Below are 26,290 nucleotides of genomic sequence, written 5' to 3'. Positions count from 1 at the left end.
CGGAGCTTCTCCTGGGTGGTGGGGGTGTGAGGGAGAGCAGGGGTCAGGAGTCGAAGCGGGACGCGAGGGCCCTGACCCGGCGCTCGAGCTCGAGGTAGGCGGCGTCGAAGGCCTCGGGGCCCTTGTCCACCGGGTCCGGGATCGACCAGTGCAGCTCACCGGGGACCTTCGGTGTCTCATGAGCCCGATCGCAGACCGTGACCACGAGATCCTCCGGGTCGATCACGTCATCGAGGCTGGCGGGATCGACGATCGGCAGGTCCAGATGATGGCGGGCAGCGGTATCCACCGTGCCCGGATTGATCCGATCAGCAGGATGAGTACCCGCCGAAGCAGCCGGGATCGAGCTCACCTGCCGCCACAACGCCGCCGCCAGATGAGACCGCGCCGAGTTACCCGTGCACACGAACAGGACACGCCTGGGCACCGCCACGGGGGACGCGGTGCCCAGGCTCTCGAGCGTGTCCTGCTCGAGGTGCAGATACGTACGCCTCCCGTCGCCCTCGGAACGATGACGGGAAACAACGCCTGCGCTCATCAACGTCTGCACATGATGAGCAAACAAGTTCGACGGGACAGACAACATCCCGGCGAGCTCTGTGGGGGAGGCATCACTCGTCTGGAGGCTGTCGACGATGCGCAGCCGCACGGGATCGCCGAGCGCGGCATGTATCTTGGCCCGGCGCTCCAGTTCGGCCTGTCTTTCAACCTCCATTGACTCAATGTTGACTGAGCAATCTCGGGAAGTCAAGAATGCTGACGTGACCTCCTCCCTTCCGCGCCGCCTGCTGGCCGAGCTCCTGGGCAGTGCGCTGCTCGTGGCCGTCGTCGTCGGCTCCGGCATCGCCGCGCAGCAGCTCTCCCCCGACGACATCGGCCTGCAGCTCCTGGAGAACTCGATGGCGACCGTCTTCGGGCTGGCCGCGCTGATCCTGATGTTCGGCCCGGTCTCGGGCGCGCACTTCAACCCGGTCGTCTCGCTCGCCGACTGGTTCCTCGGCCGCCGCGCAGGGACGGGGCTCTCGCTCGCCGAGGTGGGCGCCTACGCGGTCGCCCAGATCCTCGGCGCGGTCGGGGGTGCCGCGCTCGCCAACGTCATGTTCGACGTCGACCAGGCGATCTCGACGAAGGACCGCGCCACCGGCGGCCACCTGGTGGCCGAGGTTGTCGCCAGCGCCGGCCTGGTGGCGCTGATCTTCGCCCTCGTACGCAGCGACCGCGGCGCTCTCGCGGCGCCCGCGGTCGGCGGCTACATCGGCGCCGCCTACTGGTTCACCAGCTCCACCTCGTTCGCCAACCCGGCGGTCACGATCGGCCGGGTCTTCTCCGACACCTTCGCCGGCATCGCGCCCGGTTCGGTCGCCCCGTTCGTCCTCGCGCAGCTCGTCGGTCTCGTTGTCGGGGTGCTCCTGGTCCTGGTTCTCTACCCCGACGCCGACGCCGGCGACCGTGCCGACGACGTCGTCGGCAGCGGCGCCTGAGCACGAGCCAGTGGCTGCCGGGGCATCGGCTACACCACCGTCTGCCCCGGGTCCGGCCCGACCACCTCCACCCGCCACGGCGCGGTGGAGGTGGCGGTCACCACCGGGCGCATGTCGGCTCCCATCACCACCTCGTACTCCCCCACCGCCCCCGACGGCGTGACCACCTCGACCACACGTCGCTGCCCGGGCTCGAGCCCTGGAAAGATCCGCAGCACGAGATCGTCCAGATAGTCGTAGTCGGGCCGATCGGTGCGGGCGCCGACGGGAATGACAGCTCCGGAGCGTACGTAGAGCGGAAGCGACGAGAAGTCGTGCTGCTCCCGGCGCCATCCGCCGCCGGAGACGACCTGGCCGGTCCACCAGTCGGTCCAGCTACCCGGTGGCAGGTAGACGTCGACGGACCCGTCGGCGGAGAACACCGGTGCGACGAGGAGGTCCGGTCCGAGTAGATACTGCCGGTCGACGTAGGCACTGCCGGGATCGTCGGGGAAGGCCAGGGCGAGGGGACGCATCAGCGGTACGCCCCGGGTGCTGGCGGCCAGCCCGGCAGCGTACAGATAGGGCATCAGCGAGAGCTTGAGCTCGGTGAATCGCCTGGTCACCGCGACGGCGCTCTGCGGCCCTTCGTCGACGACACCGGTGACCGGGTCGATGTCGAAGGTCCACGGCACCCGGTAGGAGCCGCTGCCGTGCAGCCGGGAGTGGCTGGAGAGCAGTCCGAACGCGGCCCAGCGCTTGAACACGCCGGCATCGGGCGTGCCCTCGAACCCTCCGATGTCGTGGCTCCAGAAGCCGAACCCGCTCAGCGCGAGCGACAACCCACCGCGCAGCGTCTCGGCCATCGACTCGTAGGTCGAGGTGCTGTCACCGCCCCAGTGCACCGGCAGCCGCTGGCCACCGACGGTGGCCGAACGGGCGAAGAGGATCGCCTCGCCCTCCCCGCGTTCCTCGACCAGGACGTCGTGCACGGCCTGGTTGTAGAGCTGGGTGTACCAGTTGTGCATCTGTACCGGATCGGAGCCGTCGTGGTAGACGACGTCGGTCGGGATCCGCTCACCGAAGTCGGTCTTGAAGCAGTCGACCCCCTGCCCGATCAGCCGGCGCAGCTTCGCCTGGAACCACTCGACGGCTCCGGGATTGGTGAAGTCGACCAACCCCATCCCGGCCTGCCACATGTCCCACTGCCAGACCTCCCCGTTCTCGCGGCGTACCAGATAGCCGAGACCGGCCGCCTCGTCGAAGAGCGGTGAGCGCTGCGCGATGTAGGGATTGATCCAGACACATACCCGCAGGTCACGCTCGGTGTGCAGGCGTTCGAGCATCCCGTCGGGATCGGGGAAGGTGCGCGGGTCCCACTCGAAGTCGCACCAGTTGAACTCGCGCATCCAGAAGCAGTCGAAATGAAACACCGACAGCGGCAGCCGACGCTCGGCCATCGCGTCCAGGAACCCGCTGACGGTGTCCTCGTCGTAGTCGGTGGTGAAGCTCGTCGAGAGCCACAGTCCATAGCTCCATGCCGGCACCCGCGCCGGCCGCCCGACGAGCGCGGTGTAGCGCTCCAGGATCTGCTCAGGGGTCGGACCGTAGATGACGAAATACTCCAGGCTCTCCCCCGGCACCGAGAACTGCACCCGCTCGACCGCCTCGCTGCCGATCTCGAAGGAGACCTTTCCCGAGTGGTTGACCAGCACCCCGTAGCCGCGGTTGGTGAGATAGAACGGGACGTTCTTGTACGCCTGGTCGCTGGACGTGCCGCCGTCGGCGTTCCACACCTCGACCGTCTGCCCGTTCTTCACCAGCGGCCCGAACCGCTCACCGAGCCCGTAGACGAGCTCACCCACCCCGAGCGTGAGCTGCTCGTGGACGTACGTCTCCCCGGCGGTGGCGGCGTAGCCGACCGACCGCTCCCCACTGCGGGTGAGCACCGTGCCGTCGGCCTCGAAACGCAGGTCCCAGGGTGCCCCGGCGGCGACGGTCGCCTGCAGAGGCCCGCTGCGCAGCACCCCACCCGCCTCGGTCGTGGTGGCCTTCGCGGCGCCTTCCTCGGCCCCGATCAGCTCGAACCCGCGGGGCTTGCGGGCGCCGCGCAGATGCTCGATGCGTACGCCGATGATGCCGTCCGACGGCGAGCTGAGGGTGACCGTCAGGGTCGGTCGGTTGAGGGTGTCGCCGCGGGACTCGATGACCTTCGTCGGCGCGGTGACGACCACGGTGTCGTCACTCGCCTCGATGTCGTAGGCCTGCTTGGCGTAGAGCATCTCGACCCCGGGCAGGGTGCGCCAGAAACCGTCGGTGAACTTCACAGATGAGCCTTTCTCACTTGACCGCTCCGGCGGTGACCCCGCGAGTGAGCGTGCGCTGGAAGATGAGGAAGAAGACGAGCGTGGGGATCAGGCCGAGCAACGCCGAGGCACTGGTGGTGGTGACGTCCATCAGCCTCTCGCCCTGGAGCGCGGCCACCGCGAGGGGCACGGTCTGCTTGTCGTTGCTGACCAGGAACGTCGTCGGGATCAAGAACTCGTTCCAGGTCCAGATGAAGAAGAAGATCAGCAGTACCGACAGCGTCTGCCACGAGACCGGGACGACCACCTGCCACAGCGAGCGCCAGCGGCCGGCGCCGTCGATCTCGGCGGCCTCGAGCAGCTCCCGCGGGAACCCGCTGTAGACGCTGGTGAGCAGATAGGTGCCGAACGCGCTCTGGATGACGGTGAAGATGATGATCACCGACCACTGGCTGTCGTAGAGACCGACCGCCTTCGACATGGTGTAGAGCGGATAGAGCAGGGCTTCCTGCGGCAGCATGTTGGCCAGCAGAAACACCACGAGCAGCGGCAACCTGCCCCGAGCCCGGCCGATGCCGAGGGCATAGGCGTTGAACAGCGAGACCAGCACCCCGAGCACCGCGACCATCGAAGAGATGAAGATGCTGTTCCACAGCTTCGTCGGGAAGTCGGACGCCTCCCAGAACCTTGCCAGGCCGTCGAAGTAGAGGTGCGACGGGAGCTGCAGCGGGCCACCCTGGTTGTAGTCGTCGGGCGACTTGAACGAGTTGAGCACGATCAGCAGCAGCGGAGCCACCACGACCAGCGCGCCGAGCACCGCGAGCGCGAGCAGCACCCAGTCCAGCGGCCGGTTCCTCCGGCCAGTCCTCCGGCCAGTCCTCCGGCCACTCATCGGACCTCCTCGGCCTGCTCGGCGCGTCGCTGGGCCACCAGGAAGACCATCGAGACGGCAACGATCACCACGGTCAGGGCGGTCGAGATCGTTGCGCCGTAGCCCACCTGCGTACGTTGGAAGAACTCGCTGTAGGAGTAGTAGCTCGGCACGATCGTGGAGGTGCCCGGCCCACCCCGGGTGAGGGCGTAGACCGGCGCGAAGACCTTCAGCGCCGCGATCGTGCAGGTCAGGACCACCACGAAGATCTCCGGGCGGATGACGGCGACCGTGATCGCCCGGAACCGGTGCCACCAGTTGGCGCCGTCGAGCTCGGCGGCCTCGTAGAGCTCGGGGTCGACCCGGGCGAGCGCGGCCATGAAGACGACCACCGGATAGCCGATCTGCACCCAGATCAGCACCACCATGATGGTCGGCAGCGCCCAGGTCGGATCGCCGAGCCAGTTCTGCTGGGCCCGGTCGAGTCCGACCGTGGCGAGGATCGAGTTGAAGGCCCCGTCGTCGGGGCGCGCGATCCAGCCGATCACGATGGCCGCGACGACGATCGGGATGATCTGGGGGATGTAGTAGGTGGCCCGCAGGAAGCTCGCCACCTTGCCGCCGAACCGCTTCCCGACGAGGTCGAAGAGCACCGAGGCGATGACCAGTCCCAGCAGCGTCGGCGCCACCACCATCGCCACGATCATGGCGATGCTGTTGCGGAACGACGTCCAGAACTTGGCGTCCGAGAAGAGCCGCTGCCAGTTCTCCAGTCCGATCCACTGCGGCGGGAGGATGCCGCGGTAGAAGGTGAAGCTGTAGTAGATGTTCATCGCCAGCGGGACGACCACGATCGCTGTCACCAGCAGCATCCCCGGCAGGAGATACCACCAGTAGCCCGTGCGGGCCCTCGAGGAGTTCATCGGGTCAGGAGCCGCCGGTGACGCTGTCGACGCCGTCCTGATAGAGCCCGCCGAGCTCCTCGTCGACCGCCTCAGGCGTCTTGGTGCCGTTGACGACCTCCTGCAGACCCGCGTTGAGCTCGTCGTAGAACGTCGGGGTCGGCCAGTCGGGATAGAAGCCCAGACCGTCCTGCTCGGTGAGGGTGTTGAAGTTGGCGATGAGCTCCTTGCTCTTCTCGTCCGTGATCGCCTCGGCGTCGGCGGCGACCGGCACCCCACCGTTGTTGCCCATCAGGTTCTGGATCTTCGGGCTCATGGTGATGTCGATGAACTTGTAGGCCAGGTCCTTCTCCTCGGCCTTGGTCGGCACGACCCACAGGTTGCCGGAGGAGCCGGGCGACATCTCGGCCCCGGGGAACAGCCCGGTGCTCCAGTTGAACTTCGCCTCCTCGACGATCCGGCCGTACCACCAGCTGCCGGAGAAGAACATCGGCGCCTCACCGTTGATGAAGTCGACACCGGCGTCCTCGGCCTTCAGGCCGGTCGCACTCTTGGAGATGTAGCCCTTGTCGACCCAGTCCTTGATCGTCTGGGTCGCGTAGCTGATCTCGGGGCCGGTGAAGTCGACCTTCTCGGTGTAGGTCTGGTAGGCGGTGACCCAGTCACGGTCGGCCTTCGTCATCGCCAGCTGGTACCAGAGCTGGCCGAGCGGGTACTCGGCGGCCGACTCGGCCAGCGGAGTGATGCCCTTGGCCTCGAACGCGGCCATCGCCTCCTCGAGCTCTGCGAAGGTGGTGGGCACCTTGACGCCGTGCTTCTCGAAGAGATCCTCGTTGTAGTAGAACTCGACGTACTCGCCATAGTTCGGGATGCCGAAGTAGCCGCCCGACCCCATCACGCCCTTGTCGTCGTACGTCGCGGTGGTCTGCAGGCTCGGCGCCAGCTTGTCGTCCCACTGGTAGGCCTCGACGGCACCGTCGAGGTTGGTCAGCAGGCCCTGGCTGGCGAGGAGGCCGGCGGTGGCGTTGCCCTTGTTGTACTCCATCAGGTCCGGCGCCTTGTCGGAGTTGAGCACCTGGCTGGCAGTGGTGCGGACCTGCTCGAAGGCCTTGGCCTCGAACTCGACCTTCGCTCCGGTCTCCTTCTCGAACTCCTCGATCGCGGCGGCCCAGGCCACACCCATGGCACTGGACTCGTCCTCGTAGTGCCACAGCGTGAGCGTGCGACCCTTTCCGTCGACGTTCGTGTCGACGTCACCACTGTCCGAGCTCGTGCTCGAGCCGCCGCAAGCGCTCATGGCCAGCGCTCCGGCGAGCATGACGGCACCGAGCGCACATCTCGTGCTGCGCATGGCGTACCTCCTCGTCTGGCGGTCCTCCGACGCACCGCCGATATTTGTTCGAGACCAGAACATAACGCGGGTCTCAGTGTGACGCAAGGCACAACAAAGCCAAATCTCCGTCGCGCCCGGAGGTTTTGTACGCGGCGCTCAGCCGCCCAGCAGAAAGCCGGCCGGGTCTGCAAGCAGCTCCGCCCAGACCAGCTCGGCGGCCCCGATCATCAGCTGCTCCTCCCCGAGCGCCGCGTCGCGCACCTCGACGCCCTCGCGGATGGAGGCGACCGCGTCGCCGATCAGGTCGACGGGCGCCGCATCCCGCAACGCGGCGAGGAACCCGGAGAGGACGATGGCCTGCGGGTTGAGCACGTTGACAGCATTGCGCACCGCGACCGCGAGCAGGCCGGCAAGTTCCTCGACCAGGTCCGCGAGGGCGCTATCAGGATCCTCGCCCCGCTGCCCGGACAGCCGCTCGGTCAACTCGTGGCCGAGGCGTCCGGCGTCGGCCGCGCCCAGACCTACGGCGGCGAGCAGAGTGGCCTGGTCGACCTCGGCCTCGAGACAGCCTGCGGCGCCACAGTGACACCGCGCTCCCCCGGGCCGCACGACGGTGTGCCCGAACTCGCCGGCGTAGCCGGCAGCACCGGTCAGGAGCCGTCCCGCCACCACCGCCCCACCGCCGACACCGCTTGCCCCGCCGATGAGATAGACCAGGTCAGCGACGCCTTTTCCGGCACCGAACCGACTCTCCGCACGCATCGCGAGCGTGGCAGCATTGGCCGCCCAGGAGCGCAGCCCCGTGGCCTTGGTGACCTCGTCGACGATCGGCACCTCGCTCCAGCCGAGATGAGTGGCCTGGCGCACGACACCATCGCCGATACGCACCTGACCAGGGATGGCGAGCCCAAGGCCCAGCACCCGCGCCGAGTCGCCGGCCAGCATGCCCCGGACCGTCGCCGCCGCGAGCCCCACGACGGTGGCCACCTCGGTGTCCGGGGTCTCGATGCGGACGTGCTTGACGACTCGCCCGCCCAGGCCGACGAGGCCGACATGAACCGCGTCGACCTCCGGGTTGACCGCAACCGCGACGACGTCCTCGGCCAGCCGAACGACGCCGCTGGGCCGACCCGCTCCACCCGTCAGAGCCGGTGTCGACTCGGTGACCAGCCCCAGGCCGACCAGGTCGGCGACCACCCCGGCCATCGTCGATCTGCTGAGACCGACCTCTCGGGTCAACTCGGCTCGCGACCTCGCGCCCTCCTCATGAAGCAAGGTCAACACCCGCGAGAGGTTGCGCCGACGCAGGTCCTCCGTCGTCTGGCTCGTCATGGAGCGACACTACCACCGGGAAGCCTTTTGTTCGTTAGTCGAACAATCAACGGATGATCGCCCCGGAATGGTCGCAGCGAACGCGGACCACACCCCCCGATCCCGACGAGTGGTGGGGAACGACGATGATGTCGTCGAGCTCACCGCCCCGATGTTCGACGCCGTCCACACCACGCACGACGGACCACGCTCACGGAAACGGACACCCCATGACCTCCGAGAAGACCCGCGCTCGCGACGTGATCCCGTTGCGTGAGGCGACGCGCGCCTGGTTCGCGATCTCCCTGCAGACGTTCGGCGGCCCCGCCGGCCAGATCGCGGTCATGCAGCACAAGCTGGTGGACGAGAAGCGCTGGATCGGCCAGCAGCGGTTCCTGCATGCGCTGAACTACTGCATGCTGCTGCCCGGCCCCGAGGCCCAACAGCTGGCCATCTACGTCGGCTGGCTGCTCAACGGCACCCTCGGTGGGCTGATCGCCGGGATCCTGTTCGTGCTCCCCGGCGTCGTCGCCCTGCTCGCCCTCTCGGCGCTGTACGTCGGCGCCGGATCGACCGCGGTCGTGACCGGGCTGTTCGCCGGTCTCGCCCCCGCGGTCATCGCGATCGTGGTCCAGGCCGTGCAGCGCGTCGGCACACGAGCCCTGCACCATCCGATCCTGGTGGCGATGGCGGTCGCCTCGTTCCTCGCGCTGACCGTCTTCAAGGTGCCGTTCCCGATCGTGATCTTCGTGGCCGGCCTGCTCGGCTGGCTGGTCGGCACCCGGGTCCCCGCCTTCACCCGGAGCAAGGGCCACGGCGGCAGCGACGACGGTCCGGAGCCGCTGATCAGCGACGACGCCCTGCACCATGACGCCCCCTCAAAGGTCCGCGGCCTGAAGATCCTCGTGCTCGGGCTGGTGCTCTGGTTCGCTCCGGTGGCGTTGGCGGCGATCGTGTTCAGCCGCGACAGCGTGTTCGTGGACATGGGCCTGTTCTTCTCGGGTGCCGCCGTGGTCACCTTCGGCGGCGCGTACGCGGTGCTGGCCTACGTCGCCCACCAGGCCGTCAACGTCTTCGGCTGGTTGAAGGCCGGCGAGATGGTCCGCGGTCTCGCGCTCGCCGAGACCACGCCGGGGCCGCTGATCATGGTCGTCCAGTTCGTCGCCTTCGTGGGCGCCTACCGCAACCCCGGCTCGCTCGACCCCTGGGTCGCCGCCGTGATCGCCTCGCTGCTGGTGACCTGGGTGACCTTCGTGCCCTGCTTCCTGTTCATCTTCCACGGCGCGCCCTACGTCGAGCGGCTCCGGAACAACCACCACCTCACCGCGGCGCTCACCGGCATCACCGCGGCGGTGGTCGGCGTGATCGCCAACCTCGCGCTGTTCTTCGCGCTGCACACCCTCTTCGACCGCTCCCGCACGCTCGCGTGGGGCCCGGTCGACCTCGACCTCCCGGTGCTGTCCTCGTGGGACCCGGTCGCGTTCGCGATCACGGCGGTCGCGATCGCGCTCATGTTCTGGCGCAAGTGGTCCACCCTGCGCACCCTCGGTGTCTGCGCGCTGCTCGGGCTGGCCTCGACCCTCATCCCTCTCTGACCGCGGTGAGCAGGTGCGGCCAGGCCGGCGAGGCCGGGTCGCCCCAGGCGGCGTGGTCCACGCCGTCGACCACCTCGAGACGTACGCCGGGGTGTGCTGCCGCGTAGCGCTCGGAGATCGCGAGCGGGATCAGGGTGTCGGCGGCGCCGTGGAGGACCCGTACCGGGACCCGAGGAGCGAGGGCGAGCGGGTCGGCGGCGGCGTACGCCTCGGGGGCTTGCGCCGGGGTGCCCCCGAGGAACTCCTCGACAGCCCCGTCGCCGAGTCCGTCCTCGCTCATCGCGGCCAGCGCCGCGGCAGGAGCCAGGGCGACGACCCCGGTGACCAGGGTGCCCGGGCGCGAGGCGGCCCAGAGCGCGAGCTGACCGCCGGAGGAGTGTCCGACCAGGGTGATCCGGCGGGGTGCGTCGTTGTGGATCGTCCACTCCCGGCCGCTGAGCTGGATCGACTCGATCGCCGTCTCGACGTCCTCGAAGGCCTGCCGCCACTGGCCCGGGCCGTGCCGGTACTCCACCGTGGCGGTCAGGTGACCCGCGTCGGCCAGCGCCCGGCCGGCCGCCCAGGTGCGGATCCGGTCGGAGTCGCGCCACATCCCGCCGTGGAGCAGCAGGACGAGCGAGTCGGTCGCCTCCGCCGGCTCGAAGACGTCGGCGACCTGGCGGGCGGTGGCGCCGTAGCGCATCGTCGCGTCGGGGTAGGTGGTGTCGGTCGTGGTCATGGATTCTCCTTGCTGGTGCGGTCGAGCAGGATGCTGACCGCGACACCGACCACCAGCCCCCAGAAGGCTGAGCCGATGTTGAGGACGGTGATGTCGGCGACGGTCACCAGGAAGGTGACCAGCGCGCCGGTGACGTGAGGCCCGCTGAAGGCGGTCTGGAAGGCACCCTGGAGCGGCTTGAGCATGGCGAGGCCGCCGAGCGCGGCGACGTACGCCTCGGGCATGGTGGTGATGACCCGGACCATGCCCGGGGCGAGCAGTCCGAACCCGATCGCCAGTACGCCGCACCAGACCGCCGCGGCATAGTGCCGCCGCCGCTCCCCCGAGGCGGTGACCAGCGCGTTGGTCGGCCCGGCCAGGCAGGTGGACACCCCGCCGAACGGGGCCGCGACCAGCGACGTCACCCCGCACCAGCCGGTCACCTGGTTCATCCGCGGGTCGTGACCGGCGGCGCGCAGGACGGCCATGCCCTGGCCGTTCTGGACGACCAGGACGGTGATCAGCAGCGGGATGGTGAGCTCGACGAACGCGGACCCGGTGAAGACGGGTGTCGTCCAGACCGGGTCGACGACCCAGCGGCCGGAGACCTCGACGGCGGGCCGGTCCGCGAGGCTCACCGCGACCGCGCCGACGGCCAGCGCCACCAGCACCGCGGGGAGCCAGCGCGCAAGCCGTGGGATCGCGCTGACCGCGACGAAGGCGGCCACCATCGGCCCGGCGACCGCCACGTCGCGGTCGACCGCGAGGACCAGGTCGGTGCCGAAGCGGAGGAACACCCCGGCGACCATCGCCATCACGATCGGCATCGGCAGCAGGTGCATCACCCGGTCGACCTGCCGGGTCAGGGCCAGCGCGACCAGCAGGACCGCGGCCATGACGAACCCGCCGACCGCCTCCGGCCACGTGGTGCCGGCGGCCATCGCCTGGCCGACGACCACGGTGCCGGGGATGGTCCAGAAGTAGACCAGCGGCTGCCGGCTCCAGCGCGAGGCGACGATCGTCAGCACACCGTTGAGGCAGAAGACCACGCTCACCCAGGAGGCGACGACACCGGCGGAGAGGCCGGCGCCCTGGCCGACGGCCAGGATCACCGCGACCGGGCCGGTGCAGGAGAACAGGAAGCCGATGAAGCCGTTGACCAGCTCGTGGCGGCCGAGGTCTCGCCTCAGGCCTGTCGGGGCGTCCCGGACGTCGAGGTCGGTGCTCAAGGCTCCTCCGTCGGCTCGGCCGCCATCGCCGCGAGCTCGGTCCGGCTGCGGACGCCGAGCTTCGCGTAGATGCGGGTCAGGTGGTACTGCACGGTCTTGGGCGAGACGAACAGCTGGGCGGCGACCTCGCGGTTGGAGAGGCCCGAGGCGACCATCTCGGCGACGGTCTCCTCCTGCGGGGTCAGGTCCACCGGGCCTCGCCGGCCGCGCGGTGCCCGCACTCCCCCGGCGCGCAGCTCGCGCTCGGCCGCGTCGACGTACATCGTCGCGCCCAGGCCGTCCCACAGGTCGCGGGCGGAGGAGAGCAGCGCCTCGGCGTCGCGGCGGCGGCCGGCACGGCGCAGCGCCTGGCCGTAGGCGAAGGTCACCCGGGCGCGCTCGTAGCGCAGCGGCAGCCCGTCGAGCAGCTCGAGGGCGCGGTCGAAGGTGTCGCGGACCCCGGCCAGATCGCCGCGGGCGCCGTACCAGCGGCCGCGGGCGGTGGCCAGCCTGGCCTGGGCTGAGCGGTGCTGCTCCTCCCGGGCGCGGGTCTCGTGCGGGCGCAGGAACTCGTCGGCCTCGTCGAGCCGGCCCTCCGCGACCAGCGCGGCGGCGTACGTCTCGGCCCAGGGCCAGATGGCCGGCTCGGTCAGGGCGCTGCCGGCCGGGGCGTGGGTGAGCGGCTCGAGGATGCGGAGGACGGCGCGGAAGTCGCTGCGCGCCTCGGCGATGTGGGCGCGGGCGAGGAGCGCGGGGACCCGCATGATCTCGTAGCCCTGGGCGCCGATCTCGGCGGCGCGGGCGGTGCGGGCGGCCTCCTCCCAGCTGCCGCGCAGCAGGTGGGTCTCGGTGGCGGTCCACTCCAGCAAGGGCGTGACCAGGGCGATGCCCGAGGTCGTCGCGAGCGCTCGCCCGGCGGCGACCGTCTGCAGGGCCGCGTCGCCCTCGCCGGTCAGGAACTGCACCCGCGCCAGCCAGGCCAGCGCCCACATCGCGATCCGGGTCGAGCCGCCGAGGATCCTCGGGTCGGTGACCCCCTCCAGCCGGCTACGGGCCTCGTCGGGCTCGTCGGCGAGCACGTCGAGCCAGCCACGGCCCATCGTGACCCGCTGGGTCTGGGCGCTGTGGCCGACGCGACGGGCGGCCAGGGCGTAGGCCTCGTGGGCCTCCTCGAACCGGCCGGCCATCGCCAGCCCGAGCCCGCGGATCGCCGCCGCCTCGACGCCCGCGGCCGAGTCACGTCCGGCCAGCGAGATCGCCCGGTCGGCCCAGGAGACCAGCTCCTCGCCGCGACACAGGGCCAGCGAGTGCAGCACCCGGCGGGTGGCGATCAGCGCGGCGGTCTCGGGCTCGCGGTCGGCGTTGACGATGTCCCAGGCGCGCGCGAGGCGCACCTCGGCCTCGGTGGCGCGGCCGCGCAGGATCGCCAGGTAGGCGAGCACCGCGTCGCGCAGCGGCGTCTCGCGCAGGCTCTCGACCACGGGCACCAGCGCCGCGGCGCCCATGCCGTCGCCCGCCGCGACCAGCGCGTCGACCGAGCGGATCAGCCGGTCGTCGCGGCATACCGGGTCCTCGGTGAGGCGGCTGGCGTCGCGGTAGAGGGCCGCCGCCTGCGCCCAGGCACCCTCGTCGCCCCGTCGCTGCGCCAGTCGGGCGACCTCGTCGGCGAGCTCGGCGTCGGGCACCGGGGTCGCGGCGACGAGATGCCGGGCCCGTCGGACCTCGTCGTCGACGATCGCGGCCGCCCGCTGGTGGGCGTCGGCGGCCCGGCGGGCGCCCATCGTGCCCAGCACGGCGACGCCGACCAGCGGCGTACGCCATCGGGGGCGGTGGTCGCGGGTGGTCTCGATCAGCCCGGCCGCGGCCAGGGCGTCGACCGCGGACAGCGGGTCGTCGAGGCCGGCGAGGGTCGCCGCCTGACCCAGCGACGCGTCCTCCCCGAGGATCGCGAAGGCCTCGGCGAGGGCGCGCCCGTCGGCACCGCAGCCGGCGAGCGCGAGCTGGACCTCGTCGCGTACGTGGACGGGGGCGGGCAGCTGGGTGTCCGGCCGCGCCCAGCGGCTCGGCGGGAGCTCGTCGAGCAGGGCGACCGCGTCGCGCGGGCTGCCGGCGGTGTGGCGGGTGAGGACCTCGGCCATCGCCGGGTGCAGGACCCGTCCGCGCAGTGCCGCGAGCTCGCCGACCGCGGTCGCGTCCAGCCCCTCGATGCGTACGGTCTCGGCGGCGATCTCGCCGAGGAACGGGGTGCTGCGGGTGGCCGCCAGCACCACCAGCACCGGTGCGTCGTGGTGGCGGCGCAGCGCGGAGGCGATCGCCTGCAGCGAGAGCGTGTCGGCGAGGTCGGCGTCGTCGACCAGGACGAGACCGGACTCCCCTGCATACTCGGCCAGGGCTCGTGCGATCAGGGTGTCGGCCGCGGCGACCGCGTCGTCCGGTGGCTCTTCACCGAGCAGCTGGCGCAGCACCGAGCCGGGGCAGTCCTGCTCCCAGGCACCCGCGCGGGCCGTCAGGGCCGGCGTCGCGACCCGGTCCGCCAGGCCACGCAGCAGCGCGGTCTTGCCCAGTCCCGGGTCCCCGAGGACCAGGACGGCGGCGGAGCCTTCGGTGCGAGCCAGGGCCAGCCGCGAGGTGAGCTCGACGAGCTCGTCCTCGCGACCGACACACCCAGCTCTCTCTATGAGCACGGTCACACCCTAGGCCTCCTCACGCGGGCAGGCCTTCCTCGAGCGCGACGTCCATGACGGTCTCCTGCGGGGAGCGCGGCACCGCCACGGTGACCACCGCACCGAGCACCGCGACACCCGCGAAGATCTGGAAGGCGGTCGTGCCGCCGACACCGGCAGCGACGAGTGCCCCGCCGATGATCGGCCCGACGATCCCGCCGAGCCGGCCGAACCCGGCGCACCAGGCGACGCCCGCGCCGCGGGCCCGGGTCGGGTAGTAGTTGGCGACCAGCCCGTAGATGAGCACCTGGGTGCCGATCGTGCCGACGCCGGCGATCGCGACGGCTGGGAACAGGACGGCGAGCGGCAGCCCGAGGGGCAGCAGCAGGAGCATCAGGCCGGCGAGCACGAAGGTCGTCGAGACCACCTTCTTGGCGCCGGTGCGGTCGGCGACGTACGAGGCGAGGAGACCGCCGATGATGGCGCCACCGTTGAGCACCAGCAGGAAGGTGAGCGCGTACGCCTTGCCGTAGCCGTTGTCCTCCATGATCTTCGGCAGCCAGGTGTTGAGACCGTAGGTCAGCAGCAGGCCGGAGAAGCTCATCAGGCCGAGCACGAGGGTCGGGAAGGCGAGCGGGCGGCGGGCCACGGCACCGAAGCCGACCGCCTCCTGGGTGCTGGTCGCGGCGACGCGGCCACGCGAGTCGAGCCAAAGCTGCGACTCGGGCAGCTTGGCGACGGCGAACGGGAGCAACAGGACCAGCGGGGCGGCGCCGATCGCCATCAGGATCCGCCAGTTGGAGCCGCTCGGGTCGATGATCAGGGCCATCAGCGAGGCGCTCACGCCACCGGCGGGGATGCCGCTGTAGACGATCGCGTTGAGCCGGTTCTTCCGCTCCGGCGGCGCGAACTCCGCGACCAGGGCACCCACGGTCGCCAGGATCGCGCCCAGCCCGATGCCGGTGAGGAAGCGCAGGATGCCGAAGACGGCGATCGACGGCGCGAACGCGGTCGCGGCCATCCCGAGGGAGAACCAGGTGATGCTGGCGAGCACGACCTTGCGGCGGCCGATCCGGTCGCTGACCGCACCCGCGCTCAGCGCCCCGACCAGCACGCCGATCAGGGCGTAGCTGCCCAGCGTGCCCGCCTGGCCCGCGGAGAGCTGCCCGATCTGGGTGGGGTCGGCCATGAGCGTCGGCAGCACCGTGCCGTAGACCACGAGGTCGTAGCCGTCGAACATCAGGGCCAGCGCGGAGAGCGCGACGACCCAGGACAGCTGGCGCCCGGTGGTGGCCCGGGCGGTTTGGTCGGTGTTTTCGGTGTTGTCGGGCATGGGTGATCTCCATGGGTGACGCGAGCGCGCTCGCGAAGGGGGAACGGCCCCGAGAGAGGACCTGGTGGCTCAGCCGAGGTCACCGCCGGCGACGGGAAGGATCGTGCCGGTGATGTAGGAGGCTTCCTCGGAGGCGAGGAAGCAGATCGCGGCGGCCTGCTCGTCGAGCGTGCCGTAGCGGTGCATCAGTGAGGTCTCGAGGGTCTGGTCGATGTGGGCCTGGAACCACGCCTTCTCGGTCTCCGTCCTGGGCGTTGGTGTGCCCCGGGAGATCCGGCGCGGCGGAGCCTCCGTACCTCCCGGGGCCGTCGCGGTGACCCGGATGCCGTCGCCGGCGTACTCCAGCGCGAGGGAGGCGGTGATCGCGTTGATCCCGCCCTTCGCGGCCGAGTACGGGATCCGGTGGATGCCCCGGGTCGCGGCCGAGGAAACGTTGACGATCACGCCGCGACCGCGCTCGACCATGCCCGGCAGAGCGGCCCGGCAGGCGTAGAGCGTGGTCATCAGCGAGCGGGTGATCTCGGCGTCGATCTGCTCGGCGGTGAACTCGGTGAACGGCTTGAAATTGATCGCTCCGCCGACGTTGTTGATCAGCACGTCGATCCGGCCGTACGTCGCGACTGCCCGCTCCACGAGGGCGGCCGCGCCCTCGAAGCGCTCGAGGTCGCACTCGACCGCGCTGGCGCTCGCGCCCTGGCCAGTGAGCTCGTCGGTGACCTCGGCGACCAGCGGGGAGCGGTCGGCGAGGACGACCTTGCCGCCCTCGGCGGCCACCCGGCGGGCGACCTGGGCGCCGATGCCCTGGGCCGCGCCGGTGACCACCACGACCTGCCCGGCGAACCGGCCCGGGGTGATGAACCTCGGCCTGGTCGCGGCGGCCGACTCCGCCATCGCGCGCCGCATCGTCTCCTTGGACCGCTCGCTGTGGGCCTTGATCAGGTCGCGGGCGGCGATCCGGTCGCCGCGCTCGAACGCCTCGACGATGTCGAGGTGGTCCTGGGCGCACCGCGGGTGGCACCAGGTGGCGTTGCGCAGCACGTCCTCCATCCGGCCCTTGACCCCGAGCGCCTGGTAGGCGGCCAGCAGATGGCCGTTGCCGGTGAGGGTGAACAGGTAGTCGTGGAAGGCCGCGTTCGACTCGGTGTAGCCGTGGGCGTCGAGGAACCGGTCGCCGTCGACGTACGGGAGGGTCGACTCGGCGAGCAGCCGGTAGCCGGCCAGCTGCCGGGAGTCGAGCCGCCCGATGGTCAGGTCGAGCGCCCCCACCTCCAGCGCCGCCCGGGCCTCGAAGATCGCGTCGGACGCGGAGATGTCCGGGTGCTCCTCGCCGATCGTGTAGCCGTCCGCAGTGGTGTCCCCGCCGGTCGAGCCGCCGGAGCCGCTAGGCGGAGGCGTGTCGAGACCAACAGAGTCGTCTCGAGCGAACGTCACCTGACCGCCGATACCCCGCGCCTCGGGAGACTCGATCAGGTCCTCGACCGTGTTGGTCTCGACACGCTCGCTGGCGCTCGCGGCTCGACCAGCGGGAGCGGGCGCGACCAGCTGACCGGCGATGCGGCGTACGACATCTCCGTCGTCCCGAGCCGCGGCAGCCGATCCGGCGGGGCCGAGGTCGAGCGCCGGGAGAATCTGCTGGCCCGCGATCGCCCGTGCCTCGGGGTGTGTCTCCAGCTCGATGCGTACAGGTGACGCCTCGGCCGACGGGGCTGACGCCTCGGCCGACGGGGCTGACGCCTCGGCAGCGGGGACGGCGAGGGCGAACTTCTCGTAGTAGAACCCGGTGGGCTCGATGCCGGCACCGGCGACGTGCGTACGCACCGCCTCGACCATCGGCGGCGGGCCGCACAGGTAGATCGCGACGTCGCCGTCGTGCAGGTCCTGCTCGCGGATCAGGCTCATCACGTAGCCCTTGTTGGCCGCGGTCGAGGCGGGGTCGGAGACGCAGTGGTCCCAGCTGAACCCGGGCAGCCGCGCGATCAGCTCGCCGACCTCGTCGAGCTTGACCAGATCGTCGTCGGTGCTGACGCCGTAGACCAGCCGGCCGCCGCGGTCGCAGCCGTCGACCTCGAGCTGGCGCAGCATCGAGAGCACCGGCGCGAGCCCGGTGCCGCCGGCGAGCATCAGCACCGGCCGGCGGGCCTCGCGCAGGAAGAAGGAGCCGTTCGGCCCGGTGAAGGTGACCTCGTCGCCGACGGCGGCGCGCTCGGTCAGCCAGGTCGACATCGCGCCGCCCTCGGTCAGCTTGACCAGGAAGACGAGCCGCTCCTCGTGCGGGGCGTTGGCGAAGGAGTACGACCGGGTGACCTCGGTGCCGGGGACGGCGATGTTGACGTACTGACCCGGCAGGAAGGCGAGGTCGCCGCGGTTGGGGATGTCGAGGGAGAGCTCGACCGTGGTCGGGCTCAGCCGGTCCAGGCCGACGACGGTGCCGGTGTAGCTCGCGGCGCCGGTCTTGGCGACCTCGGAGGTGGTGGCGATCTGCAGCGCGAGGTCCGAGCGCGGCTTCATCGAGCACGGCAGGGCGTACCCCTGGGCGGCCTCCGCCGCCGACAGCGCGTCCTCGATGTAGGTGCCGCCGTCGTACTCCCCCGACTCGCACAGCGCCTTGCAGGTCCCGCAGGCGCCGTCGCGGCAGTCCAGCGGGATGTTGATCCGCTGCCGGTAGGACGCGTCGGCGACGGTCTGGTCCTCACGGACGGTGATGAACCGGGTCACGCCGTCCTCGAAGGACAGTGCGACCTGGTGGGTCGCGACCCCGGTCGTGGGCTCGGTCTCTGTTGCAGTCATCGCGCGCCTCAGACGTGGTAGATGTCGACGACGTGGTGAATGTAGTCGTTCTTCAGCACCACCGTCTTGCGGCGGATCAGCGGCTGCTCACCGGAGAAGTCGATCGTGTAGAACGACGTGCCGTAGTAGGGGTCGACGGTCTTGTAGCGGAAGTACATGGTGTGCCAGTTGAAGCGCACGTCGACCAGGTCGCCGCGGCGCTCGATGACCTCGACGTTGCTGATGTTGTGGGACGTACGCGGCTCCGGCAGCGAGGTGGCCGAGGACCGCTCCGTACGGATCCGGAAGACGCGGTCCTCCAGGCCACCCTTGTTGGGGTAGTAGATGAGCGACATCTCCGTCTGCGGGTCCTCGGTGAGGAGGTCGGCGTCGTCCCAGCAGGGCATCCAGTAGACGACGTCGTCGGCGTAGCACTCGAGCCACTTCTCGAACTCGCGGTCGTCGAGGAAGCGCGCCTCGCGGTAGAGGAACTGCTCGATCGCGTTCTGCGTGATCAGCTTCGCCCCGGCGGGCGCGTTCTGCGTGAGCGTCATGGTCACTTCCCCTTCTCGTTCGCGATGGCCGTACGCATCTGCTCGGCCCACTGCGCGTGCATGACCGGGTAGAGCCCCTCGTCCTCGTTCTTCGCGCCGGCCGAGATGACGCCCGGCATCTCCAGCGCCTCGGCGACCTCGTCGGGACCGGTGAGCCAGTGCTCGGCGCCGCGGCTCATGTCGTTCCACGGCGCGGCGGAGGCCTGGTACGTCACGTAGCAGGACCGGAACTCCTCCAGGTCGTCGGGCGTGGCCATGCCGGAGGCGTTGAAGAAGTCCTCGTACTGCCGGATCCGCCAGGCTCGCGACTCGGGGCTCTCGCCCTTGGGGGCGATGCAGTAGATGGTGACCTCGGTCTTGTCGACCGAGATCGGCCGGAAGTGCCGGATCTGGGTCGAGAACTGGTCCATCAGATACACGTTCGGGTAGAGCAGCAGATTGCGGGAGCCCTTGACCATGAACTCGCCCTTGGCGTCGCCGAATTTCTCCTTGAGCGTGTCCATCTGGTCCCACAGCGGCCGGTCGGCGGGGTTGGCGGCCCAGGTCCACAGGCACAGGTGGCCGTTCGGGTAGGACCAGTAGCCGCCGCCGGCCTTGCCCCAGCTGCCGGCGTCGACGGTCTTGGTGGTGTTCTTCGACTCGCCGGTGTTGCGGCGTGAGGTGGTGGCGGCGTAGTTCCAGTGGGTGGCGGTGACGTGGTAGCCGTCCGCGCCGTTCTCCGCCTGGACCTTCCAGTTGCCGTCGTAGGTGTAGGTCGAGGCGCCGCGCAGGACCTCGAGCCCGTCGGGCGACTGGTCGACGAGCATGTCGATGACCTTGACGGTGTCGCCGAGGTGCTCGTCGAGCGGGAGCACGTCCTCGTTGAGCGAGCCGAACAGGAAGCCGCGGTAGCTGTCGAAGCGGGCCACGTGGGTGAGGTTGTGGGAACCCTCGGTGTTGAAGCTCTCCGGGTAGCCGGCGTCGTCGGGGTCCTTGACCTTGAGCAGCGTGCCGTCGTTGCGGAACGTCCAGCCGTGGAACGGGCAGGTCAGGGTCATCCGGTTGTCGGTCTTGCGCCGGCACAGCATCGCGCCGCGGTGGGCGCAGGCGTTGATCATGCAGTGCAGCTCGCCGTCCTTGTCGCGGGTGATCACGACCGGCTGCCGCCCGATGTAGGTGGTGAGGTAGTCGCCGGGGTTCGGCACCTGGCTCTCGTGGGCGAGGTAGATCCAGTTGCCCTCGAAGATGTGCTTCATCTCCAGCTCGAAGATCTCCTCGTCGGTGAAGATCCGGCGGTTGGCGCGGTAGATCCCGGCCTCGCGGTCCTCGACCACGGCGTCCGACAGAACGTTCTCGATGTGGCCCAGGCTCTCGGTGAGCGGTGCGGTCATGGTGATGCCTCCAACGGGTGACGGTGACCACACCTTCGCAAGGCAGTGGCGGTCGTCACACCAGGTGAATGCCCAGTTCCGACCTAGGCATCAATTGATCACTCGAATCAATCAATAGGCGCCTGTTTCGTCCTTGTTGTTTATCTATCGCAGGCTTAGTGTGGCGGTCGTCACCGCCTGCTGAGGAGCGCTTCATGGAGCTACGCCACCTGCGGTATTTCGCCGCGGTCGCCGAGACCTGTCACTTCGGACAGGCCGCGGCGCAGCTGCACATCGCCCAGCCGGCACTCTCCCAGGCGATCCGCCAGCTCGAGTCCGAGCTCGACGTCACCCTGTTCACCCGGACGACCCGCCAGGTCTCCCTCACCCCCGCCGGCGAGTTCCTCCGCACCGAGGCCGCCCGGGTGCTCTCCGCCATCGACGACAGCGTCCGAGGCGTACGCCGCATCGGGGCCGGCCGCCACGGCCTGGTCCGTCTCGGCCTGACCGGCACCGCCTCGTTCTCGCACCTGCCGGGCATCGCCCGGGTGGTCAAGCGCGAGCTGCCCGAGGTGGCGCTCGAGATCCACGCCGACCTGCTCACGCCGGCCCAGTGCGAGCGGCTGCAGAGCGGGGCGCTCGACCTCGGCGTACTGCGGCCGCCGGCGATCGGCGAGGGGCTGACCCTGCGCACCCTCGAGGTCGAGCCCCTCGCGCTCGCCATCCCGGTCGACCACCGGCTCGCCGTCGAGCCGGTCGTGGCGCTGGCCGACGTCCGCACCGAGCCCTTCATCGCCTACAGCGCCCGCGACTCGGCGGTCAACGAGGCCGTCCTGCGCAGCTGCCGCGAGGCCGGGTTCGTGCCGCGCCGCGAGCACGAGGCGCCGAGCACCGCGGTCCTGCTGGCGCTGGTCGCCGCAGGCCTCGGCGTCGCGGTCGTCCCGGCCTCGGTCCGTGCCCTTCCGCTGGAGGGCGTGGTCTTCCGCGACCTGCTCGACGCCGGCAGCGTCGAACTCTCCCTCGCCTACCGCACCGACGACGACAACCCCGTCGTCGACGCCGTCATCGAGATCCTCGAGGCAGCCGACCTGTTCACCGCACCCCGTCTGGAAGCTCCCCGGTCATGAAGATCACCAAGATCGAGGCGATCCCCTTCGCCATCCCCTACCGCAAGCCGCTGCGCTTCGCCTCCGGCGAGGTCCACACCGCCCAGCACGTGCTGGTCCGGGTCCACACCGACGACGGTGTCGTCGGCATCGCCGAGGCGCCGCCGCGGCCGTTCACCTACGGCGAGACGCAGGCCGGGATCATCGCCGTGATCGACCAGCTCTTCGCCCCGCAGCTCGCCGGGCTCACCCTGCTCGAGCGCGAGAACGCCCGGGCCCTGATGGAGCGCACCGTCGGCAACCCCACCGCCAAGGCCGCCGTCGACATGGCCATGTGGGACGCCCTGGGCAAGACCCTCGACCTGCGGGTCGTCGACCTCCTCGGTGCCTTCACCGACCGGATGCGGGTCTCCCACATGCTCGGCTTCGACGGGCCCGAGGCGATGGTCGCCGAGGCGGAGCGGATGCGGGAGACGTACGGCATCTCGACGTTCAAGGTGAAGGTCGGCCGCTCCCCCGTCGAGCTCGACACCGCCGTCGTCCGTGCGCTGCGCGAGCGGTTCGGCGCCGAGATCGAGCTGTACGTCGACGGCAACCGCGGCTGGACCGCGGCCGAGTCCGCCCGGGCGATGAAGCAGATGGCCGACCTGGACCTGCTCTTCGCCGAGGAGCTCAACCCGGCCGACGACGTGCTCGGGCGGCGCTGGCTGGTCAGCCAGATCGACGTGCCGTTCATCGCCGACGAGTCGGTCCCGACGGCGGCCGACGTCACCCGCGAGGTGCTCGGTGGCTCCGCCACCGCGATCAGCATCAAGACCGCGCGCACCGGCTTCACCGGCTCGCAGCAGGTGCTCCATCTCGCCGAGGGACTCGGGCTGGAGGTCGTGATGGGCAACCAGATCGACGGCCAGCTCGGCAGCGCCTGCTCGATCGCCTTCGGCGCGGCCCACCGGCTCACCTCCCGCCGCGCCGGTGAGCTCTCCAACTTCCTCGACATGGCCGATGACCTGCTCACCGAGCCGCTCGAGATCCGCGACGGCGAGCTCGCCGTACGTCCTGGTGCCGGCCTCGGGGTCGAGATCGATGCCGAGAAGCTCGATCACTACCGCACCGACAACTGAACACCAGACCCCACACCGCAACACGAGAGGACACACCATGACCACCGACCAGACCCTCGAGTCCGCCGAGGCTGCCACCGCGGCCGCCTCAGGTGCCTCCGCCACCGAGCGCTTCGCCGCCGACAAGTCGCCCTTCGAGGCCGTCAAGGACACCCCGCCGGAGCGCGTCGACCGGCTCGCCAAGCGCGTCCTCAACGCGGTCTACGAGACGATCCGCGAGGAGAAGGTCAGCTACGACGAGTACAACGCGCTCAAGGCGTGGCTGATCCAGGTCGGCAAGGACGGCGAGTGGCCGCTCTTCCTCGACGTCTGGGTCGAGCACGAGGTCGAGAAGGTCGCCACCGAGCACCGCGAGGGCAACAAGGGCACCATCGAGGGCCCCTACTACGTCCCCGCCGCCCCGGAGCAGGGCGCGAACGGCACCATCCCGATGCGCGAGGGCGAGTCCGGCACGCCGCTGACCTGGACCGGCACGATCACCTCGACCGACGGCACCCCGCTCGACGGCGCCAAGGTCGAGCTCTGGCACGCCGACGCCGACGGCTTCTACTCGCAGTTCGCTCCCGGCATCCCGGAGTGGAACCTGCGCGGCAGCTTCACCGTCGGGGCCGACGGGGCCTTCGAGATCCACACGATCCAGCCGGCGCCCTACCAGATCCCGACCGACGGCTCCTGCGGCAAGCTCATCGCCGCCGCCGGCTGGCACGCCTGGCGTCCGGCCCACCTGCACGTCAAGGTGTCGGCCCCGGGCCACGAGCTCCTCACCGCCCAGCTCTACTTCCCCGGCGACGAGCACAACGACGACGACATCGCCTCGGCCGTCAAGCCCGAGCTGGTGCTCGCCCCCGTCGCCAACGAGGACGGCTCCGTCAGCGTCGACTACGGCTTCGTGCTCGACCCGGTTCGCGGCTGATGCTCTATCACGTACGCATGGACGTCCGGATCCCGCACGACCTGGATCCGGACGTCCGCGACGACACGATCGCCCGCGAGAAGGCCTACGCCCAGGAGCTCCAGCGCGCCGGCAAGTGGCCGCACCTGTGGCGGATCGCCGGGGAGTACGCCAACTTCTCGGTCTTCGACGTCGAGTCCCACGACGAGCTGCACCAGATCCTCTCCGGCCTGCCGCTGTTCCCCTACATGGACGTCCAGGTCACCCCGCTGGCGAAACACCCGTCCAAGGTGGACTAGGACCGCCTGCGATCGGCCTGGTAGCGACCGGGGGTGCTCCCCAGGATGCTCGTGAAGGCCGCGATGAAACCGCTCGGGGCCGCCCAGCCGCAGGCGTGGGCGGTCCGGGTGACGTCGTAGCCCTCAGCCAGCAGTACGAGTGCGTGGTAGATGCGGAGCTGGGTACGCCACTCGTAGAAGGTCATGCCGAGCTCGTTGCGCAGCAGCCGGCTGAGCGTGCGGGAGCTCGCACCGACCGACCTTCCCAGCTCGGTCAGAGAGCTGTTGTCAGCCGGATGCTCGGACAGCCTCCGCGCGAGAGCCTGCAACCGATCGTCCTGCGGGTCCGGGAGGTGGAGGGGCTGCAGATGCACCTCTCGGAGCTCATCGACCAGGACTCTGTGGAGACGAGCGCGCGCAGCCGAGTCGTATCCGGGGACATCATCGTCGTGACGTCCGGTGAGGGCCAGCAGCAGCTCGCGAGCGAGCCCGGTGGCCAAGAACACCGCCGGTCGCTCCGGCATGCGTCGGGCCAGGGACGGCGGAAGAAAGACGATCCGCATGTCCGTGTCGCCGTGGGCCGTGTGCCGATGGAGGGTTCGGGCCGGTGTCCATGCGACCCGGTTGGCCGGCACCACCGAGGTGCCGCGGTCGGTGTGGACCGTCAGGACGCCCGTGGCGGCGTAGACCAGGTGGCCACGTACGTGGGTCTGCGCGGAGCTGGAGCCGCCCGACGGCCACACGTGCCGTCCACCCGACGGCCATGTCCGGGAGGTCACCACCGCCGGTGCGGGATCTTGGCGTGCAACAGGCATCAGCTGGCATTTTATCGGTAGCGAGCCATGCCTGCGGGGTGATGACCTGGTCCGGAACCCAACCGGTGACCCAAGGAGATATGCGATGGCAACGTTCGTACTCGTCCCCGGCGCATGGCACGGTTCCTGGGCGTTCGAGACGGTGACCCCGCTGCTGGAGGCCGCCGGGCACACCGTGCATCCGCTGACCCTGACCGGTCTGCGACCCCAGGACGACGGCGCAACGGTGGCCCGCGCCAACCTCGACACCCATGCCGACGACGTCGTGCGGCTTCTCGAGTCCGCCGAGATCACCGAAGCGACGCTCGTCGGGCACAGCTACGGTGGGATGGTGATCTCGGCCGCCGCGGACCGGGCAGCCACCCGCATCGCACGTCTGGTCCATCTCGACGCCTATGTGCCGAACGACGGGGAGTCGTGCTGGTCCTTGACCACGGACGCGTACCGGCGGTCGTTCGTCGACGGAGCGGCAGACACGGGATACGCCGTCCGTCCGCCCTTCCGTGCGCCGCACGGCGGTGACGCCCGCCGTCGTCCTCATCCGCTCCCCTCGCTCGTGCAGAGGATCCGGCTCACCGGCGCCGTCGACCGGGTCCCACGTCGCGACTTCGTCTACTGCTCCGGGTGGGAGGACGACACCCCTTTCACCGGACTCCGCACCCGGCTCCGAGCCGAGCCGGGTTGGCGCGTTCACGACATCCCGACCGCCCACAACGCGATGCGGGAGGCCCCGAGCGCCGTCGCCGACCTGCTGATCGACCAGTCGTAGTCCGACGGGTCGTCCGACCTGCAAGGATGGGCGCCCGAGGTGATGAGATGTCGATGATCGACTATGCGGCGCCCGCCGGACCGACGCGTGGCTACCTGGCGGTGCCCGAAGGCGACGGCCCCTGGCCCGGCGTGGTCGTCGTGCAGGACCTGATGGGCGTGAGCGCGGACGTCCAGCGGATCGGCGACCGGATCGCTGCCAACGGCTACCTGGCGCTGACGCCGGAGCTCTACCATCGCGGCCCGAAGGTCGGCTGCGTCGTCAGCACGATGAAGTCGCTGGTGACCGGCAAGGGCACCGCGGTCGACGACCTGATCGCCGCTCGCGACCACCTCGTCGCCGACCCCCGCTGCACCGGCAAGGTCGGCATCGTCGGCTTCTGCATGGGCGGCGGCTTCACGCTCCTGCTGGCTCCGCGGGGCATCTTCGACGCGGCCGCACCCAACTACGGGGTGCTGCCGCGGGACCTGTCCGCGCTGAGCTCGTCGTGTCCGATAGTGGCGAGCTTCGGCGCCAAGGACCGGTTGCTGCCCGGCGCCGTGCACAAGGTCGAGGCGGCGCTCGCCGCGGGCGATGTGCCCCGCGACCTCAAGGAGTACCCCGAGGTCGGGCACAGCTTCATGAACGACTGGGGCTTCCCCCGTCCGGTTCCCACGCTGGAACGGGTGGTCGGCTACAACTACTCCGAGCCCGAGGCGGAGGACGCCTGGCGACGCATCTTCGCCTTCTTCGACGAGCACCTCGGCCCGAAATAGCTCCGAAACGTCGGCGCTCTACTGTGGTGGTGCCCGAGTTCAACGGACAGCAAGGCCTCCAGGCCGGGAAAGCGGACACCTCCGGGCGAGACCAACCGTCTGCCCCGAACAAGGAGAGCACCCGTGAGCGAGCGTCAGCGAGCGAACCGTCCGATCATCACACGACCGTGTCCGTATTCTGGCGCTTGCGCTACGGAGGCGGTCGC

At 70.2% G+C, this 26,290-nt stretch carries 22 protein-coding genes; 8 read left to right on the top strand and 14 right to left on the bottom strand.

Annotated elements, in window-relative coordinates:
• Positions 1-43 precede the first annotated feature (43 nt).
• Entirely contained in the window at positions 44-715 is a 672-nt protein-coding gene (locus HD557_RS04960) for an arsenate reductase/protein-tyrosine-phosphatase family protein (protein ID WP_196873096.1), read from the bottom strand.
• A gap of 46 nt (positions 716-761) precedes the next feature.
• Between HD557_RS04960 and HD557_RS04955 the strand changes: the two genes are divergently transcribed.
• Entirely contained in the window at positions 762-1,481 is a 720-nt protein-coding gene (locus tag HD557_RS04955; RefSeq protein WP_307785537.1) for an MIP/aquaporin family protein, read from the top strand.
• A 29-nt stretch (positions 1,482-1,510) separates the two neighbouring features.
• On the opposite strand, the gene yicI is transcribed toward HD557_RS04955, so the two are convergent.
• From yicI to HD557_RS04930, 5 genes are all read right to left on the bottom strand, one after another.
• Positions 1,511-3,787: an alpha-xylosidase gene (gene yicI, locus HD557_RS04950; protein WP_196873092.1), complete on the bottom strand. Its 2,277-nt coding sequence runs from the start codon at positions 3,785-3,787 to the stop codon at positions 1,511-1,513.
• Between the two features lie 13 nt (positions 3,788-3,800).
• Entirely contained in the window at positions 3,801-4,658 is an 858-nt protein-coding gene (locus HD557_RS04945; RefSeq protein ID WP_196873090.1) for a carbohydrate ABC transporter permease, read from the bottom strand.
• Positions 4,655-5,560, bottom strand: coding sequence for a carbohydrate ABC transporter permease (locus HD557_RS04940; protein WP_196873088.1), 906 nt, complete (start codon positions 5,558-5,560; stop codon positions 4,655-4,657). The genes HD557_RS04945 and HD557_RS04940 overlap by 4 nt, the downstream gene beginning before the upstream one ends.
• 4 nt (positions 5,561-5,564) lie before the next feature.
• On the bottom strand, positions 5,565-6,890 hold the full coding sequence (locus HD557_RS04935) for an ABC transporter substrate-binding protein (RefSeq protein ID WP_008361965.1): 1,326 nt from the start codon (positions 6,888-6,890) through the stop codon (positions 5,565-5,567).
• Positions 6,891-7,028: 138 nt separating this feature from the next.
• Complete coding sequence (locus HD557_RS04930) at positions 7,029-8,204, bottom strand: ROK family transcriptional regulator (RefSeq protein ID WP_196873086.1); 1,176 nt, start codon at positions 8,202-8,204, stop codon at positions 7,029-7,031.
• 209 nt (positions 8,205-8,413) lie between these two features.
• Between HD557_RS04930 and chrA the strand changes: the two genes are divergently transcribed.
• Entirely contained in the window at positions 8,414-9,778 is a 1,365-nt protein-coding gene (gene chrA, locus HD557_RS04925; RefSeq protein WP_196873084.1) for a chromate efflux transporter, read from the top strand.
• Here chrA and HD557_RS04920 read toward each other — a convergent pair.
• The 7 genes from HD557_RS04920 to benA form a co-directional block, all read right to left on the bottom strand.
• Entirely contained in the window at positions 9,765-10,496 is a 732-nt protein-coding gene (locus HD557_RS04920) for an alpha/beta hydrolase (protein ID WP_196873083.1), read from the bottom strand. The two genes, chrA and HD557_RS04920, sit on opposite strands and share 14 nt — an antisense overlap.
• Positions 10,493-11,704 carry a benzoate/H(+) symporter BenE family transporter gene (locus HD557_RS04915; RefSeq protein ID WP_196873081.1) on the bottom strand — a complete coding sequence of 404 codons (1,212 nt, stop codon included), beginning with the start codon at positions 11,702-11,704 and terminating at the stop codon, positions 10,493-10,495. The genes HD557_RS04920 and HD557_RS04915 overlap by 4 nt, the downstream gene beginning before the upstream one ends.
• Positions 11,701-14,367, bottom strand: a complete 2,667-nt coding sequence (locus HD557_RS28900; protein WP_196873079.1) for a helix-turn-helix transcriptional regulator — start codon at positions 14,365-14,367, stop codon at positions 11,701-11,703. Before HD557_RS28900 ends, HD557_RS04915 begins: the two co-directional genes overlap by 4 nt.
• A 19-nt stretch (positions 14,368-14,386) precedes the next feature.
• Positions 14,387-15,679, bottom strand: coding sequence for an MFS transporter (locus HD557_RS04905; protein WP_196873077.1), 1,293 nt, complete (start codon positions 15,677-15,679; stop codon positions 14,387-14,389).
• Between the two features lie 69 nt (positions 15,680-15,748).
• Positions 15,749-18,466 carry a benzoate 1,2-dioxygenase electron transfer component BenC gene (benC, locus tag HD557_RS04900; RefSeq protein WP_196873075.1) on the bottom strand — a complete coding sequence of 906 codons (2,718 nt, stop codon included), beginning with the start codon at positions 18,464-18,466 and terminating at the stop codon, positions 15,749-15,751.
• Positions 18,467-18,474: 8 nt separating this feature from the next.
• Complete coding sequence (gene benB, locus HD557_RS04895) at positions 18,475-18,999, bottom strand: benzoate 1,2-dioxygenase small subunit (RefSeq protein ID WP_196873073.1); 525 nt, start codon at positions 18,997-18,999, stop codon at positions 18,475-18,477.
• 2 nt (positions 19,000-19,001) lie between these two features.
• Positions 19,002-20,369 (bottom strand): benzoate 1,2-dioxygenase large subunit, encoded by a 1,368-nt coding sequence (benA, locus tag HD557_RS04890; RefSeq protein WP_196873071.1) that lies wholly within the window; start codon positions 20,367-20,369, stop codon positions 19,002-19,004.
• A gap of 194 nt (positions 20,370-20,563) precedes the next feature.
• Between benA and HD557_RS04885 the strand changes: the two genes are divergently transcribed.
• Genes HD557_RS04885 through catC form a run of 4 tightly spaced genes read left to right on the top strand, consistent with a single transcriptional unit; the run spans position 20,564 to position 23,766 of the window.
• Positions 20,564-21,475 (top strand): LysR substrate-binding domain-containing protein, encoded by a 912-nt coding sequence (locus HD557_RS04885; protein ID WP_008361949.1) that lies wholly within the window; start codon positions 20,564-20,566, stop codon positions 21,473-21,475.
• A complete protein-coding gene (locus HD557_RS04880) occupies positions 21,472-22,575 on the top strand; it encodes a mandelate racemase/muconate lactonizing enzyme family protein (RefSeq protein WP_008361947.1) in 1,104 nt (367 codons plus the stop codon). The genes HD557_RS04885 and HD557_RS04880 overlap by 4 nt, the downstream gene beginning before the upstream one ends.
• A gap of 37 nt (positions 22,576-22,612) precedes the next feature.
• Positions 22,613-23,488 (top strand): catechol 1,2-dioxygenase, encoded by an 876-nt coding sequence (gene catA, locus HD557_RS04875; RefSeq protein ID WP_008361946.1) that lies wholly within the window; start codon positions 22,613-22,615, stop codon positions 23,486-23,488.
• On the top strand, positions 23,488-23,766 hold the full coding sequence (gene catC / locus HD557_RS04870; RefSeq protein WP_008361945.1) for a muconolactone Delta-isomerase: 279 nt from the start codon (positions 23,488-23,490) through the stop codon (positions 23,764-23,766). The genes catA and catC overlap by 1 nt, the downstream gene beginning before the upstream one ends.
• Here catC and HD557_RS04865 read toward each other — a convergent pair.
• On the bottom strand, positions 23,763-24,560 hold the full coding sequence (locus HD557_RS04865; RefSeq protein WP_231380180.1) for an AraC family transcriptional regulator: 798 nt from the start codon (positions 24,558-24,560) through the stop codon (positions 23,763-23,765). The genes catC and HD557_RS04865 overlap by 4 nt on opposite strands.
• Before the next feature lie 85 nt (positions 24,561-24,645).
• Between HD557_RS04865 and HD557_RS04860 the strand changes: the two genes are divergently transcribed.
• Positions 24,646-25,329, top strand: coding sequence for an alpha/beta fold hydrolase (locus HD557_RS04860; protein WP_196873069.1), 684 nt, complete (start codon positions 24,646-24,648; stop codon positions 25,327-25,329).
• A 47-nt stretch (positions 25,330-25,376) separates the two neighbouring features.
• A complete protein-coding gene (locus HD557_RS04855) occupies positions 25,377-26,084 on the top strand; it encodes a dienelactone hydrolase family protein (RefSeq protein WP_231380179.1) in 708 nt (235 codons plus the stop codon).
• Positions 26,085-26,290: the final 206 nt, after the last annotated feature.

Origin of the sequence: Nocardioides luteus (assembly GCF_015752315.1) — a bacterium.
Lineage (GTDB): Bacteria > Actinomycetota > Actinomycetes > Propionibacteriales > Nocardioidaceae > Nocardioides.
The sequence above is the reverse complement of the archived record's forward strand: the minus strand, read 5'-3'. Positions and strand labels throughout refer to the sequence as shown.

Excerpts from the sequence above, each read along its gene's own strand:
- HD557_RS04865 (WP_231380180.1), bottom strand. The coding sequence starts at position 24,560 with ATGCCTGTTGCACGCCAAGATCCCGCACCGGCGGTGGTGACCTCCCGG.
- HD557_RS04855 (WP_231380179.1), top strand. The coding sequence starts at position 25,377 with ATGTCGATGATCGACTATGCGGCGCCCGCCGGACCGACGCGTGGCTAC.
- HD557_RS04905 (WP_196873077.1), bottom strand. The coding sequence starts at position 15,679 with ATGCCCGACAACACCGAAAACACCGACCAAACCGCCCGGGCCACCACC.
- HD557_RS04880 (WP_008361947.1), top strand. The coding sequence starts at position 21,472 with ATGAAGATCACCAAGATCGAGGCGATCCCCTTCGCCATCCCCTACCGC.
- HD557_RS04920 (WP_196873083.1), bottom strand. The coding sequence starts at position 10,496 with ATGACCACGACCGACACCACCTACCCCGACGCGACGATGCGCTACGGC.
- benA (WP_196873071.1), bottom strand. The coding sequence starts at position 20,369 with ATGACCGCACCGCTCACCGAGAGCCTGGGCCACATCGAGAACGTTCTG.
- HD557_RS04930 (WP_196873086.1), bottom strand. The coding sequence starts at position 8,204 with ATGACGAGCCAGACGACGGAGGACCTGCGTCGGCGCAACCTCTCGCGG.
- benB (WP_196873073.1), bottom strand. The coding sequence starts at position 18,999 with ATGACGCTCACGCAGAACGCGCCCGCCGGGGCGAAGCTGATCACGCAG.
- HD557_RS04940 (WP_196873088.1), bottom strand. The coding sequence starts at position 5,560 with ATGAACTCCTCGAGGGCCCGCACGGGCTACTGGTGGTATCTCCTGCCG.
- catC (WP_008361945.1), top strand. The coding sequence starts at position 23,488 with ATGCTCTATCACGTACGCATGGACGTCCGGATCCCGCACGACCTGGAT.
- benC (WP_196873075.1), bottom strand. The coding sequence starts at position 18,466 with ATGACTGCAACAGAGACCGAGCCCACGACCGGGGTCGCGACCCACCAG.
- catA (WP_008361946.1), top strand. The coding sequence starts at position 22,613 with ATGACCACCGACCAGACCCTCGAGTCCGCCGAGGCTGCCACCGCGGCC.
- HD557_RS04960 (WP_196873096.1), bottom strand. The coding sequence starts at position 715 with ATGGAGGTTGAAAGACAGGCCGAACTGGAGCGCCGGGCCAAGATACAT.
- HD557_RS04860 (WP_196873069.1), top strand. The coding sequence starts at position 24,646 with ATGGCAACGTTCGTACTCGTCCCCGGCGCATGGCACGGTTCCTGGGCG.
- chrA (WP_196873084.1), top strand. The coding sequence starts at position 8,414 with ATGACCTCCGAGAAGACCCGCGCTCGCGACGTGATCCCGTTGCGTGAG.
- HD557_RS04885 (WP_008361949.1), top strand. The coding sequence starts at position 20,564 with ATGGAGCTACGCCACCTGCGGTATTTCGCCGCGGTCGCCGAGACCTGT.
- HD557_RS04935 (WP_008361965.1), bottom strand. The coding sequence starts at position 6,890 with ATGCGCAGCACGAGATGTGCGCTCGGTGCCGTCATGCTCGCCGGAGCG.
- HD557_RS04945 (WP_196873090.1), bottom strand. The coding sequence starts at position 4,658 with ATGAGTGGCCGGAGGACTGGCCGGAGGACTGGCCGGAGGAACCGGCCG.